The organism is Idiomarina aquatica, from assembly GCF_004362895.1.
GTDB lineage: Bacteria > Pseudomonadota > Gammaproteobacteria > Enterobacterales > Alteromonadaceae > Idiomarina.
This window is the reverse complement of record NZ_SNXI01000009.1, coordinates 16,546-31,466: the sequence shown is the minus strand read 5'-3', so window position 1 is coordinate 31,466 and position 14,921 is coordinate 16,546. Positions and strand designations below refer to the sequence as shown.

At 49.6% G+C, this 14,921-nt stretch carries 12 protein-coding genes; 8 read left to right on the top strand and 4 right to left on the bottom strand.

Features of this window, described 5'->3' with window-relative positions; translation table 11 throughout:
• The first annotated feature begins 25 nt into the window (after positions 1-25).
• Positions 26-1,312, top strand: coding sequence for a glutamate-1-semialdehyde 2,1-aminomutase (hemL, locus tag DEU29_RS08060; protein ID WP_133539852.1), 1,287 nt, complete (start codon positions 26-28; stop codon positions 1,310-1,312).
• Positions 1,313-1,353: 41 nt separating this feature from the next.
• Here hemL and mrcB read toward each other — a convergent pair whose 3' ends face one another.
• The 3 genes from mrcB to pepB are packed head-to-tail and all read right to left on the bottom strand — an operon-like array spanning position 1,354 to position 7,409.
• Complete coding sequence (gene mrcB / locus DEU29_RS08055; protein ID WP_133539851.1) at positions 1,354-3,621, bottom strand: penicillin-binding protein 1B; 2,268 nt, start codon at positions 3,619-3,621, stop codon at positions 1,354-1,356.
• Positions 3,618-6,098, bottom strand: a complete 2,481-nt coding sequence (hrpB, locus tag DEU29_RS08050; protein ID WP_133539850.1) for an ATP-dependent helicase HrpB — start codon at positions 6,096-6,098, stop codon at positions 3,618-3,620. The genes mrcB and hrpB overlap by 4 nt, the downstream gene beginning before the upstream one ends.
• Before the next feature lie 24 nt (positions 6,099-6,122).
• On the bottom strand, positions 6,123-7,409 hold the full coding sequence (gene pepB / locus DEU29_RS08045) for an aminopeptidase PepB (protein ID WP_133539849.1): 1,287 nt from the start codon (positions 7,407-7,409) through the stop codon (positions 6,123-6,125).
• Between the two features lie 56 nt (positions 7,410-7,465).
• Between pepB and sfsA the strand changes: the two genes are divergently transcribed.
• The 7 genes from sfsA (at position 7,466) to panC (ending at position 13,233) form a co-directional block, all read left to right on the top strand.
• The gene (gene sfsA, locus DEU29_RS08040; RefSeq protein ID WP_133539848.1) at positions 7,466-8,173 is read left to right on the top strand and encodes a DNA/RNA nuclease SfsA; all 708 of its coding nucleotides are present in this window, start codon (positions 7,466-7,468) and stop codon (positions 8,171-8,173) included.
• Positions 8,174-8,272: 99 nt separating this feature from the next.
• Positions 8,273-8,722, top strand: coding sequence for an RNA polymerase-binding protein DksA (gene dksA / locus DEU29_RS08035; RefSeq protein WP_105307316.1), 450 nt, complete (start codon positions 8,273-8,275; stop codon positions 8,720-8,722).
• Positions 8,715-9,587, top strand: coding sequence for a tRNA glutamyl-Q(34) synthetase GluQRS (gene gluQRS / locus DEU29_RS08030; protein WP_133539847.1), 873 nt, complete (start codon positions 8,715-8,717; stop codon positions 9,585-9,587). Before dksA ends, gluQRS begins: the two co-directional genes overlap by 8 nt.
• Before the next feature lie 153 nt (positions 9,588-9,740).
• Positions 9,741-11,060: a polynucleotide adenylyltransferase PcnB gene (gene pcnB, locus DEU29_RS08025; RefSeq protein WP_133539846.1), complete on the top strand. Its 1,320-nt coding sequence runs from the start codon at positions 9,741-9,743 to the stop codon at positions 11,058-11,060.
• The gene (gene folK, locus DEU29_RS08020) at positions 11,053-11,562 is read left to right on the top strand and encodes a 2-amino-4-hydroxy-6-hydroxymethyldihydropteridine diphosphokinase (RefSeq protein ID WP_133539845.1); all 510 of its coding nucleotides are present in this window, start codon (positions 11,053-11,055) and stop codon (positions 11,560-11,562) included. The genes pcnB and folK overlap by 8 nt, the downstream gene beginning before the upstream one ends.
• Positions 11,563-11,572: 10 nt before the next feature.
• Positions 11,573-12,367, top strand: coding sequence for a 3-methyl-2-oxobutanoate hydroxymethyltransferase (panB, locus tag DEU29_RS08015; RefSeq protein WP_133539905.1), 795 nt, complete (start codon positions 11,573-11,575; stop codon positions 12,365-12,367).
• A gap of 20 nt (positions 12,368-12,387) precedes the next feature.
• On the top strand, positions 12,388-13,233 hold the full coding sequence (gene panC, locus DEU29_RS08010) for a pantoate--beta-alanine ligase (protein ID WP_133539844.1): 846 nt from the start codon (positions 12,388-12,390) through the stop codon (positions 13,231-13,233).
• Here the strand turns inward: panC and panP are convergent.
• Complete coding sequence (gene panP / locus DEU29_RS08005; protein WP_243734516.1) at positions 13,207-14,901, bottom strand: pyridoxal-dependent aspartate 1-decarboxylase PanP; 1,695 nt, start codon at positions 14,899-14,901, stop codon at positions 13,207-13,209. The genes panC and panP overlap by 27 nt on opposite strands.
• Between the last annotated feature and the right edge of the window lie 20 nt (positions 14,902-14,921).

Sequence of the window (14,921 nt, the reverse complement as noted above, 5' to 3'; positions counted from 1 at the left end):
ATTTTAATTAAAGGAAAGGTTTACGATGAGTCGTTCAGAAGAACTCTTTCAGAAAGCACAGTTAAGTATTCCCGGCGGCGTTAATTCGCCGGTACGGGCATTTAATGGCGTTGGCGGTAGTCCAATTTTTATCGAACGTGCCGAAGGCGCGTACATGTTCGATGCGGACGGTAAGCGCTATATTGATTATGTAGGCTCGTGGGGGCCGATGATCCTCGGCCACAATAACGCCGCGGTGTTAGAGGCCACGATTGCCGCAGCTCAACGCGGTCTTAGCTTTGGTACACCAACTGAAATTGAAATTACAATGGCTGAAAAAATTAAAGCCATTGTGCCGTCGATAGAAAAGGTCCGCATGGTTAACTCGGGCACCGAAGCTACTATGACCGCTATTCGACTGGCGCGCGGTTATACAAAACGCGATAAAATCCTAAAGTTCGAGGGTAATTATCATGGCCACGCCGATGCGTTGCTTGTTAAAGCCGGATCAGGCGCGTTAACGCTGGGCGTACCTAACTCGCCCGGTATCCCGGAAGACTTTGCCAAACACACCCTAACGGTCGACTACAATAATATCGACTCCGTTAAACAGATATTTACAGAGCTTGGCGACCAGATTGCCTGCATTATTGTCGAACCTGTCGCCGGTAATATGAACTGCATACCGCCCGTACCAGGCTTCCTTGAAGGCTTACGTGAAATCTGTGATAGCTATGGCTCAGTGCTCATCTTTGACGAGGTGATGAGCGGATTTCGTGCAGCCCCTGGTGGCGCACAGGAGCGCTATAACGTGACCCCGGATCTGACAACCTTGGGCAAAGTCATCGGCGGCGGTATGCCGGTAGGTGCTTTTGGCGGTAAAAAAGACATCATGGAGTATATTGCGCCGACAGGGCCGGTGTATCAGGCAGGTACACTATCAGGCAATCCGGTTGCCATGTCAGCAGGTTTAGCGGCACTGTCGCAGCTCAATCAACCGGGTTTATATGACCAACTCTATGCACGTGTCGACCAGCTCCTTGATGGCATGCAACAACTTGCCGATGAGGCTGGCATACCCTTGACCACCAACCGAGCGGGTTCAATGTTTGGTTTCTTCTTTACCAAAGAAAAGCAAGTGACCACTTACAAACAAGCTACCGAGTGCGATATGGACGCGTTCCGGCGCTTTTATCACTTAATGCTAGAGCAAGGTGTTTATTTGGCACCATCTGCATTTGAAGGTGGCTTTATGTCAGCAGCTCATACCGAGCAGGACATTAACGATACCTTAGCGGCCGTTAAAAAAGCGTTCGCAACGATGAGCGCTTAAGCTGACGGTGCTGGCGAACACTATTGTCGCCAGCACCCTATTTAACGCCCAAATAGCCGTTCGAGCCAACTTTTTTCCTCAACATCTGCCTCACAATTGATATCTTCATCCAGCGCTACTGGCGGTGCAGGCACTGTCTGAGACTGGGCGCAATTACTCGGTATGCGAACGCCTTTTTGGTTATGGAAGCTTTGCAAACGAACATTACCAACCGGGCGCAACGACATTGGTTGGGGTGGCGTCTGCCGATAAATTTCACGATTGATCATTAACGCTCCGCTACTTCCCGTTAAGCCGGTCGTCTCATTATCATCGCGTCCCAGCCAGGTGGTAATGACATGTTCACCGTCAATACTCACAAACCAGCTATCTTTATAATCGTTAGTGGTCCCGGTTTTGCCGGCTACCGTTGCCCCTCGCAATGTCTCGCGGAGCTTGGTTGCAGTTCCCAGCGATACCACGCCAGCCATACCATAGCGAATCATGTAACTCACTTCAGGACTAAATACCTGTTCCGCCTCTGCAGCGTGCGATTCATAAACGCTTAGGCCGTCGTGGGTGGTAATACTGGTGATTGCCGTCAGAGGCTGATAGCGTCCATTATTCGCCAGCGTGGCATAAACACGGTTAATTGCTAAAGGCGATAGCTCCACTGCACCCAGTGTCAACGATGGATACTCATTAATTGCGGTAGTAACGCCCATGGCGCGCAAATAGTTAGCCAGCGTTTTCGTACCGACTCGCAAACCAATACGCACAGCCGGTATATTGCGAGACTTAACCAAGGCTTGATAAATTAACATTTCGCCGTGATACTCTTTATCATAGTTCTCCGGCTGCCAGCGTTTACCGTTTTCATCTTCCAGCACCACCGGTTCATCAATGACCTGACTACCTAAATGCATTTGATCCGATACCGACATAGCGGCAGCATAAATAACTGGCTTTATGAGCGAGCCAACAGGCCTTAGCGCCATCAATGCACGATTAAAACCCTGACCATCATCGGTGGTTGAACCCACAATCGCACGGATATGACCGCGCTGATAATCACTGATGACCACGGCTCCCTGCAGTTTCTCAATATCACGCCCCGGTACTCCGGCCCGCAACACCTGTTGCGCTGATGACTGCAAATCGACATCCATTGCCGTGTAAATCTTTAGCCCGACGTCATGCCAATCGGTCGGCAGCACAATTTCACCTAATTCGCGACGAATTAAATCCAAATAGTGCGGATAACTCTCCTCCACAAGGCGTCGGCTTTCGCGCACATTAATCGGTGCTTCAACGGCAGCAATATAACTTTCTTTCTCAACTAAATCGTGCTCATACATCATCCGCAGAATGGTATCGCGACGGCTTTTGGTGCGTTGCGGGTGGCGGCGCGGATCGTAATAAGATGGTCCTTTTATCATCGCAACCATTAGCGCCGTTTGGGCGGGGGTCAGCTCCTGTATCTGACGACCAAAATAGTATTGGCTCGCTAAGCCAACACCGTGAATTGCGTGACGACCATCCTGACCGAAATAAACCTCGTTAAGATAGGTTTCGAGTATGGTATTTTTATCGAACCTGAAATCGATGACCAAAGCCATCATAGCCTCATGAAATTTACGCCAAAGCGTCTGTTCGCGGCTTAGGTAAAGGTTTTTTACTAACTGTTGCGTGAGCGTAGAACCGCCCTGCACGGTTCGGCCTGCTTTAATATTGGCAACCAACGCTCTGAGCACCGACCAGGGCGACACCCCCGAATGATGATAGAAGTTACGATCCTCGACTAACAATAGCGTTTCGATAAGCAGATTGGGCACAACTTCCAACCCAACCAATAAACGATCTTCATTGTCCAGCGGGTTGATTCGGCCAATTAACTGGGGTTCTAGCCTAAGCTCCCGCAGCGCCGCACCGCTTGGCCAACCCCGTATTGATTGTATTTGTTCACCATCGAACCGAACCTCAACCCGGCGCGACATTTGCGCGCCGTCAGAGAAGTCGAACGGCCGGCGATGAATCATTAGCAGGCTTTTATTAACCGAGTAATAGCCAGTTTCTTCTGTATTGGTGCTGCGTTGGTAGCTTAAGCGTTCAAGTTGTTCAATCAATTGCGACTGACTGACATGTTTGCCCGGAAATAGTCGCGTTTCTGATGCGTAAACTAATGCCGGCGCCTGATAACGTTCAGAGGCAAATACTTTGGATAAACTAGCGTCCAGATAAATTAAATAGACAGCAACAGCTGCTACCGCTACCAGCGCTAATTTTATGCTGGTCTTAACAAGATATCTAAGCCAGGGTCTTTTTATCATCGCAATTGTCTATTGGTCTTTATGGTTGCTTTAGCATTGATCGGATCGTCCGGCCACGGGTGCTTTGGATAACGACCTCGCATCTCTTTACTAACATCGGCATAGGCATTGCGCCAAAAGCTCGCCAAGTCCTCGGTACGCTGTAACAAACGCCCGGCAGGTGACAATAAATCCATCACTAACCGCTGTTGCCCCGCCAGAATAGTTGGCGATGAAGGTTCGCCGAATACCTCTTGTAACTTCAGCGTTACCCTGGGCTTTACCCCTTGGTCAGCATCACTCAAACTTGGGTAATCGATGGTCACCCTACGTCCACTCGGTGCCTGCCATGTTGTAGGACATAACTGCTGCAATTGTTGTTGCGCTCCGTAATCAAGTAACTGTTGTAATGCAATCGTGGGATTCCAGCGCTTTAAATCCTCTACACTGCGGATATCCGTCCAGAACGGACATGCCCAGCGTTGCAGGTTTATCAATAATGATTCAGGCGTTGGCTCAATCCCATTAAAAGCTGACTTAGCATCGTCCCAATGCTTATAAAAATAATACAGACGCTGCCAATAGCGGGTTGCATCGGTAGACCAGTTTAATGCCTTGAGCCCTCGCTGTGCGAGCCAATTTACTAAACCTTGATGAATTTGCTCAATGCTCGGAGGCTCAGCTGCACGACTTTTTTCCAGCGTTAACGCACCTATCTTTTTTATGCTGTAAAGCGCTGGTTTACGCCCCGATTCAACGTCAACCTCTGTCATTTCATCTACTGGCAGTATCGGGTGTCCATGTAAGTCACTTTCTCGCAATGCTATTAACCATGTCGCGCGATTAGCCGACTCCCTCTCTGATAACCGCACATTAAGCGCCAGTGACCACTCACTTACGACATTGTCTGCCTGCAACCTAACACCAGTCACTAGTTGCACTGTTTGTTGGTCCACACGTTTTGCCAGGTACTCCGGAAAACCATAAAGGAGCAGCCCGGCCAGGCTAGTCGAGCTCAACGTTTCACCAGCACGATTGCAATCAAGTTGTTGCATCCAGTATTTCAAACGCTGTCGCCAACGGCTCTGTTTTGGCGCTTTAGCTAAATGATTACTGAGCGTAATCTCGATGTCATCATCAACCAGCGTTTTAATGGGCTCTTCCAGACAGGTCAGTGCCACAGCGACGCCGTAACGCTCCTGAGTTGAGTGCTCTTGTGCAGCCACTGCGATACATGCCAGACGAATATCTGCCCCCATAGCTACAACCTTGTTTCCCAACTCTGTTAACTGCTGCGTTGATGACACCACGCCCAATTGCGTTAGCGCCTCTTGCGCCCTGTTAACATGTGCCTCTGACGGCTCAGTAAGCCAGTTGAGCGCATCGACGGTAGCGCCCCATGCATTAACTTCCGCCACCAGTTGGGTCAGATCATGAGTGGCAATATCTGCTTGTGAAAATTCGTTAAAGCCATGTTCATCAGCAGTACCCCATAGCCGATAGACTTGACCGGGTCCCAGCCTTGCGGCTCGCCCCGCCCTTTGCGTGGCTGATGCCATCGAAATGAAGCGGGTCACTAACTGCGATGTTGCATATTTCGGCCGATAAAGACTAACGCGCTCGCGTCCGCTATCGACCACACAATCAATACCATCGATGGTCAGCGAAGTTTCCGCCACGTTGGTGGCGACAACCACCCGCCGCTGTCCGTTGTAAGTTAGCGCTTGGCGTTGCTCTGCCAGCGACAATTGCCCGTGCAAAGGTAAACAGGGCTCAGCAATAACGCTTGCCAGTTGCTGTATCAGATTTGATATTTCTCGTACGCCCGGAACAAAAACCAAAATGCCTTGCGGCGCTGTACTTAGGGCTTCCCTTACAACGTCGACCAACCGTTGCTGCCAGGGGTGCCGTCCAACCGGGCGATAGTGCGTAACCAGTGGATGTTGGCGACCTTCGCTTTTAAGTACCTTAACCGGTTCTGATAAAACCTGTTCCAGCCACTGCTGAATTGGCTCTGCCGGTAACGTGGCTGACATGATAAGTAACGATAAATCAGGACGTAATGTTAAGCTGTCCAACAGCAGCGCTAAACTCAGATCGCTGGCCAGATTCCGTTCATGAAACTCATCAAAAATTACTGTATCGACGCCATCCAGCTCGGGGTCATCTTGTAGCCAACGTACTAAAACGCCCTCGGTAACAACCAACAACCGCGTCGCTGCAGACCGCCGTCGCTGACCACGGATAACATACCCCACGGTTTCGCCCGGCTGCTCACCCAATTGTTCAGCCAAATAATGGGCAATATTAACCGCAGCAAGTCTACGTGGCTGCAGCATGACCATCAGGCCGGTATGGGGTGATTTTAGCAGCGTCAGCGGTAACCGCGTCGATTTACCGGCGCCGGGCGGCGCCTGGATAACCAGTCGCGCAGCGGGAAACTGCGCGACAATATCATCACTGATGGCATCAATAGGTAACGCCATAGCTGACGACATGACTTCTACGACCTGCTTTTAACGTTAACGCGCTAACGTCGCAGCGATGGTTCTTACACCCATAGCTGTTGCGCCGGCAGGCCACATCGATGTTGCTGATTTTTGGAATGCTCCGGCCAAATCAAAATGCAACCAGCCCTGGCCATCATTCGGTGCAAAACGTAATAAAAAGCCTGCAGCGTTGCTCGCACCGCCTGCGCCACCGCCTTTTTGTGGACGGCTGTTAGCTGTATCGGCGTACGGCGATGGGCAATTTTCAGCATGCCAACGGTTAAGCGGCAAACGCCACAGCAGTTCGTGTTCCTGCTGAGCGCAGGCCAATGCCGTTGTTGCTGCTTCATCATCAACACTAAATAACGCATTATATTCATTGCCGACTGCCATCTGTGCCGCACCCGTTAAGGTTGCAGCATCAATAATTTGTTTAGCCCCGGCTTCACCCGCTGCCTGTAAACCATCAGCTAAGACCAAACGCCCCTCGGCGTCAGTGTTAACTACCTCAACCGTCAAGCCGTTTTTATAGGTGATGATATCGCCAAGTTTATAAGCCCGACCGTCAATCATGTTCTCGGCGCAGCATAGGAATAACTTGACGCGCTTCTTCAGCCCCTGACGAATCGCTAACGATAGCGCACCACTGACAGTCGCGGCGCCACCCATATCGCATTTCATCGATAACATGCCTTCACTCGGCTTGATACTGTAGCCGCCCGAGTCATAGGTAATGCCCTTACCAATAAGTGCAGACTCTACCGGCGCATTAGCATCGCCAGTGGGGTTGTAATCTAATACCAACATTGCCGGCTCATGTTGACTTGCACGGCCGACCGTATAAATCCCCATCCAGCCTGCTTGTTTTAACTCCTCACCTTTAATCATTTCATAGCTCACATGATCCGGCGCAAGCTCGGTCAGGTGGCTGGCAACCCGTTCTGCTAGTGCGACCGGATAAATATCCTCGGCCGGCAGATTAATCAATTCACGCGTAAAGCGATAAACATCACTAATCTGTTGCAGTTCATCAGCAACTTCAGCGGTCCATTGAATATGGTTGCGCGACAAGGTTGAGGTAAAACCTAACGACAACGACCACTGACGCTCTTTATCCCAGCCCTGGCCCTTTACCGAAATGGCCGTGACACCCTGGGTGTCTAATTGTCGCCCGGCTTTTTGGATACGGCGCAGGTTCTCTTCTTCGTTATCGCCAATGACAATATGTGCCGCCTCGTCTTTAAACGCGATTAAAGCGGACTCTGATAGGTAATTGTTGGGTAGCGTTTTAGTAAGATAAACCGATAATGCGCTGGACATAACATGCCTCTCCTTATAATTTGTCGCTGCCTTTACTGTTAATTTATGAGGCCTAAATGCAATTTAACAAGCCCCTGATACGCGGCGTTCTGCAAAAACGCTATAAACGCTTCCTGGCAGACATTGATTTTGGTGAGCAACAGTTTACCACAGTTCATTGCCCAAATACTGGCGCAATGACAGGCTGTGCAGAGCCTGGATTTATTGCTTATTGTAGTGACTCAGACAATCCTAAGCGCAAATATCGTTACACCTGGGAACTCAGTGTTAATGGTAATAATGAATGGATAGCGGTCAATACACAGCGAGCCAACCAGTTGGCCGGAACGGCGCTTAAAACCGGGTTTATACCCGAGCTTGCTAACATCACTGAATGGCAGGCGGAACAAAAATACGGTGAACATAATAGCCGTATCGATTGGTTGGGTCGCGCCGGCAACGGCCAGCAGTGTTTTGTCGAAGTAAAAAGTGTCACGTTAAATGACCACGGTCAGGGATATTTTCCCGATGCCGTCAGCACTCGAGGGCAAAAACATCTTAATGAATTAATCCTTATGCGGCAGTCAGGGCAGCGGGCGGTGATGCTCTTTGTTGTTATGCATACGGGCATCAATGAAGTCCGTCCTGCCAGCCATATTGATCCTAAGTATGCGCAATTATGTATTCAAGCTGCGGAACTTGGGGTTGAATTCTATGCCGTTAAAACCCATATCAGTGACGCGAAAATAGAACTGGATCGTGTTGTGCGATTCCAGTTGCGGTAAGTAAATCTTTCTGCTATATGTAGCGTCCTTTTTTGGAGCGACCGTAAATTAAGGGTCGATTAATCGCTCAGCGATGATTAAATATTTAGGAGAACCATGATGCCAGAGGGCAAGAAAAAAACGCATGGCATCCTGGCGCTGGCCGGGCTAGAGCCGTATCAAGAGAAGCCGGGCGAAGAGTATATGAATGATGAGCAACTGACTCATTTTCGTAAAATACTGGAAGAATGGCGCCGTCAACTACGTCAGGAAGTCGATCGTACCGTGCATCATATGAAAGATGAAGCGGCTAACTTTCCTGATCCTGTAGACCGTGCCGCACAAGAAGAAGAATTCAGCATAGAACTTCGTACACGCGACCGTGAACGCAAGCTGATCAAGAAAATTGAGAAAACCCTGCAAAAGATCGAAGAAGATGATTTTGGCTTTTGTAATTCATGCGGCATCGAAATCGGTATACGCCGGTTAGAAGCGCGCCCAACAGCTGACCTTTGTGTTGACTGCAAAACGCTTGCAGAAATCAAAGAAAAACAAATGACCGGTGCCTAACAACAGTCACCCGGATAATTCAGCACCTCATTACAGGGGGCGGTTTGCGCCGACCCCTTCAGGTCCCCTTCACTTCGGCTCGCTAGTCGCTGCACTCGGTTCCTATCTGGATGCCAAAGCTCACAATGGAAGTTGGTTAGTTCGCGTAGAAGATGTCGACAAAACTCGCGCAGTCGAGGGTGCAGACACCATGATTCTGGCGCAGTTAGAAACGCATGGTTTGTACTGGGACGGCGAAGTCATCTATCAAAGCGACCGCGATGAGGTCTACCAGCAGGTTCTGCACGACCTTGGTAATGACATTTACTCGTGCGACTGCAGCCGCCAGCAGATTCGGCAGCGGGGCGAATGCTATGATGGTCTTTGCCGCACGCGCCAACCTCGGCCGCAACCCTATGCACTTCGGTTTATCAATGACAAGCCGGTCACTCAGTTTACTGACCGTTGGCATGGTTTGGTCAGCCCCGACAGCGATTGTGTCGAAGAAGACTTTATTGTTAAACGCCGCGATAATTTGTTTGCCTACCAACTTGCCGTTGTTGTTGACGATATTGCACAACAAATTACTGACGTAGTCAGGGGGTCTGATTTGTTGCAGCCAAGTTTTTGGCAACTGACGCTATGGCAACGATTTAAAGGCGCTTGCCCACGTATGATGCATCTGCCGCTGGTACTAAATACTGACGGGCGTAAACTCAGCAAGCAAAACCATGCAGCCCCGATTGACTCGGGTCAGCCATTACAAAATCTAAAACTGGCTGCGACGCACTTGCAGCTGGGCGAAATTAATGCCGAAACAGTGACTGAGTTTCTGCAAAAAGCTACCGCGTCGTGGTGTAAAAAGTGGCACATCATGGGCAACTAACGGTACACTATTGTGGTATTTATTTTAATCAACACCAACCATTGATGATTAGGGAGAACCATCATCATTAAGAAATTAACAGAACTTGCGCGACGCGCATTTTCAGACAAAAAGACAGTTAAAAATACATCGGTTCTGCCGCCGCTGCGCGTTATCCCCAGAGATGAACATCCGATATCCCGTAAAGACATTAGTCCCAACGCGCTTAAGGTGCTTTACCGGTTACATAATGCCGGTTTTGACGCTTATCTGGTTGGCGGGTGTGTACGCGACCTGTTATTGGGGTTGCAACCGAAAGATTTTGACGTAACCACCAATGCTACCCCCGAAGAAGTTAAAAAGTTATTCCGCAACTGCCGTTTGATCGGTCGTCGATTCCGACTAGCACATATTTTATTCGGTCGTGAGATTATCGAGGTAGCAACTTTTCGTGGTCATCATAACGAAGATGACGAGAGCCATGCCAAAATCGCGCAACAAGATGAGCATGGGCAGCTAGTGCGTGACAACGTCTATGGCAGCATCGAAGAGGACGCCGAACGTCGTGATTTCACAGTCAATGCGTTGTACTACAACATTGCAGATTTTTGCATTTACGACTTTGCCAACGGCGTCGCAGATATCGAAGCCGGGGTATTAAAGTTAATCGGCGACCCTGAAATACGCTATCGTGAAGATCCCGTGCGAATGCTGCGAGCAGTTCGGTTTGCCACTAAATTGAATATGGCACTAGCTGACGATGTCCGCCTGCCCATCAAGTCGCTTGCCGGATTATTAAAGAACATTCCGCCAGCGCGTCTGTTTGATGAGTTTTTAAAATTATTTATGGCCGGTCGTGCACAAGCTAACTTCGATATGATGTGCGAATTTCAGTTATTTCAACAGTTATTCCCCATATTAAAAAGTTATCTGGATACAGCAGATGCTCCCCCCGTAAAAATGCTACGCAAAGCTTTTGCCGACACCGATAAACGCGTAATTAATGAGCAACGCGTTACACCGGCGTACCTTGTAGCCGTATTACTTTGGTGGCCATTGCAAGCTCGCCGCGAGCAATTGCAAAACGAGGGTGGGCTGCCGCCAATGGATGCCATTAATATAGGCAGTGCTGACGTTGTTCATCGTCAATCACAAACGATGGCAATTCCTAAACGATTCAGTTTAACGGCGCGTGATATTTGGCAAATGCAGCTGCGCCTGCAAAACACCCGCGGAGCCCGTGCTAAAAAGGCCTTAGAGCAAAGTAAATTCCGCGCAGGCTATGATTTCCTGATGTTGCGCCAGGCATGTTCGGCGCCTATGCCCGGCGAGGACTTGCCGGCACTGGCGAAGTTCTGGACTAACGCCCAGAATGATCCGAATTTGGTGCAGAATAATGCGCAACCTAAAGGTAAGAAGCGACCTACCCGCCGGCGTCGTGGCGGACGTTCCCGAGGCCGCCAGAACACCGAACGGGCTCCAAAGAATGACTAACGCTGTAGTCGCGCTGGGGGCGAACTTAGGCTCGCCCCGGCAACAAATTATTGATGCCTTGAGGGCGATTAAGAGCCAGCCTGAGTTTAGCTTACTGGATGTATCGTCTATTTACAGCAGTCCGCCCATGGGGCCACCGGATCAGCCAGACTACATGAATGCGGTTTGTATTATTAGCAGCAACATCGGTGCTGCTGACACATTAGCCACTTTGCATAATATTGAAGATAGTTTTGGCCGCACGCGAACGCGCCACTGGGGCGAGCGCACGCTGGACTTAGATCTGATACTGTTTGGTGACCAGCGTTCCGATGCTGATTCACTTCGGTTACCCCACCCCGGACTTTATCAACGAAATTTCGTTCTGCTTCCACTAGCCGAAATTGCTGCCGATCTGACATTACCCAACGGCGATAGTGCCCAACAACAAGCTCAGCGTGTTACCGAAGAGGGGCTAACTGTGGTACTTTTAAGAGATAAATTAAAACAACAACTGGGCTAAGGAGCGAATGATGGCAACAATGACCATTTCAGCGCTGCAAAAAATGAAACAGCAGGGACAGAAAATTGCTTCATTGACCGCATACGATGCCAGCTTTGCCAAATTAATGACAACCGAAGGTGTTGATTTTATGCTGGTAGGTGACTCTCTCGGCAATGTCATGCAGGGCTTAGATTCCACCGTCCCGGTGACCATGGAACACATGGTTTATCACACGACTTTAGTCCGCCGCGGCGCCCCCGATGCTTTTGTTATGGCAGATATGCCATTTATGAGTTATTCAACCCCATCTCAGACCTATGACAACGCCGCGCAGTTAATGCAAGCCGGCGCTAACATGGTAAAGCTTGAGGGCGGTAGCTGGTTAATAGATACCATTAAAGGCCTGACAACCCGCGGCGTGCCGGTATGCGCGCACCTCGGCTTATTGCCGCAATCTGTCAATGTACTGGGCGGTTACAAAGTACAGGGCAAACAGCAGCAACAGGCCGACGATACACTCGAGCAGGCATTGGCATTAGAACAAGCGGGCGCACAACTGTTAGTGCTTGAATGCGTGCCAGCAGCTTTGGGCAAGCGTATTTCAGAGGCATTAACCATACCAACGATAGGTATTGGTGCAGGCCCCGACACTGATGGTCAAATCTTGGTTATGCATGATATGTTAGGGATTAACAGCGATTACCTGCCTAAGTTCGCCAAGAACTTTTTGGCCGAGAGCGGATCATTAGCCGGCGCGTTCAGTACCTATGTTGAACAAGTCAGAGATGGCGCTTTCCCTGGCCCCGAGCATTGTTATAAGTAAGAACTACAAGGTCATTAGCTATGCGCTTATTAAAGAATTTAGCAAACCTGCGCCAGTGGCGGGGGCAGCAACAAGGCTCTGTAGCGTTAGTGCCCACCATGGGTAACTTGCACGAGGGTCACCTGACGTTGGTTAAGCGCGCACAGCAACACGCTGACGTTGTTGTGGTTAGTATTTTTGTTAACCCAATGCAATTTGGCGCGAACGAAGATCTTGATAGTTATCCGCGAACCCTTGAGCAGGATTGCCGTGCCCTTGAAGCGCTTGGCGTTAATGCCGTATTTACTCCACAAGTTGAGGATATGTATCCGCGCGGCATGGATCAACAAACCCGAATCGAGGTGCCCGGCATCAGCGATATTTTGTGCGGCGCAAATCGCCCGGGCCATTTTGTTGGCGTTGCTACGGTGGTTTGCAAACTCTTCAACATGGTACAGCCGCAATTTGCCGTATTCGGCGAAAAAGACTTCCAACAATTACAGGTCATTCGCTTAATGACGCAGGACTTGAGCTTACCTATTGATATCATAGGCGTGCCAACAGCACGGGCTGAAACTGGACTCGCACTAAGTTCTCGTAACGTTTACCTGTCCGAATCACAACGCGAACAAGCCGCGGTCATATACAGAACGCTAGCCGGTATTGCTGAAAAAATAAACGCGGGGACGTCAGTAGAAGCTGCTCGTCAGTGGGCCGTAACAGAGCTGGAAACTGCAGGTTTTGCTATCGACTATGTTGAAATTCGCAATGCCAATGACCTGCAGCCAGCCTCAGCAACCTCTGGTCGCTTAGTTGCTTTAATTGCGGCTAAATTAGGTAGCACGCGCCTTATCGATAACTTAGTTATCAATAAGGATCATCCCTAATTCGCGCATCTCGGTATGTAATGCACCTCTTAAGCTGGTCGCTTTTTGGGCAATCTCACGCTGTTCTTCAATGATCTCTTGCAGCATGACTTCTGTGGTTAACGGGTTGGCCAACACCACTCTGAAGACCACGCTGGGCTCGTGATAATATTGTGATGGCGTGAGCTTTGTGCGTGATACAAAAGAACGACCATTCTCACGTTGGCGCTTCTGAATGTAGCGAGTCAGTGCATTCAAATGTGGCGTTAAACGCTCAATTTGATCAGCAGTAGCGGTCTTCATCGCCTGCTTAACTTTCGCCGGCACAAAGCGGTAAGTCAATAAACACAGCTCAGGTTCGGTGATCACCTCAAAATCATCTTGTTCAGCGATCAACTGAGCAAAATAACGGGCTTTTTTCAGGCTATTGTTAATCAGTAATTCGTAGCCCCTGCGGCCAATGACGTGCATAGCCGAGAACACCATCATAGCCATACCGGCGCGCGAACCTTCCATCGAATGCGAGCCTAAGTCTTTAGAACCCTGGCGTATAATATATTCTGCATGGTGTTCAATTGATTTAACTAAAGAAGGATTCTTGAATAACACCATGCCCGCCCCCATTGGAACGTACATCTGTTTATGCGCATCAATGGTTACACTATCAGCTTGCTCGATTCCGTTAAGCAAGTGGCGATAATCATTAGACAGCAAGGTCGCCCCACCCCAGGCCGCGTCGACGTGAAAATGGGCGTCAATTTCGCCGGCGACTTCGGCCATCTCCGCAAGCGGGTCGATATGTCCGGTTTCGGTGGTGCCGGCTACCCCAACAATAGCAAGTACACGGCCGCCCTCACCGGCAACTTTTTCACAAGTCGACCGTAATGCATCAATCTTGATTCGGTTATTTTCATCAGTTGCCACCGATACCAGGTTGCGTCGACCGATACCGAGTACGTCTGCTGCTTTAGCTAATGAATAGTGACCTCGCTCAGAGACTAAAACGACTAATTTTTTAAAGCCATAGTGCGCCAGCCCGGCTGCTAATCCATCGGCAGCGATACCGGCAAAGTCGCCATCAGCTTTTAATAGCCGATTGCGAGCCACCCATAGCGCAGTCATATTGGCGACGGTACCGCCTGAGCAAAATGCACCAAGAGAGTGCTGGGCGCTGTGCATCCAGCGGTTGTAAAATCCGGCATCCTGTTGATAGATCAAATGGTGCAACATGCCAATAACGTTGCGCTCTAATGGCGTGAAGGCCTTAGACGTTTCAATCTTAACCAGGTTTTGATTTAAGCCGACCATCAACTTGGCCAGCGGCAATAAGAAATACGGCAGTGCCGATGTCATGTGTCCAATAAACTTCGGAGACGCCGTGTGTACTGAATGCGCGACTAATTTATTAAGCAAAAACTCGGTATGCTCGGAAACGAACTGCGGATCTTCCGGGATGTTAGCTTGATCGAAGTCGCGCTCGATTTCCTGCAGTGGTTTTTCACGGGCTACGATGTGGTCACCCAGAAACCCCATCAAATTCTCGGACAGGTGGCGCTCAATTTTGCCTAAGGTCGAATCTGGCGCTTCGGGAATAGTAAAAATACGATAAAGCGCCTGCTGGCTGACCTCAGCAATTTGCTTGTCATCCGTATCAAACAACTCGGTTTCTAATTTAGAACGATTGGTCAATGGAATTCTCTCTTAACTCT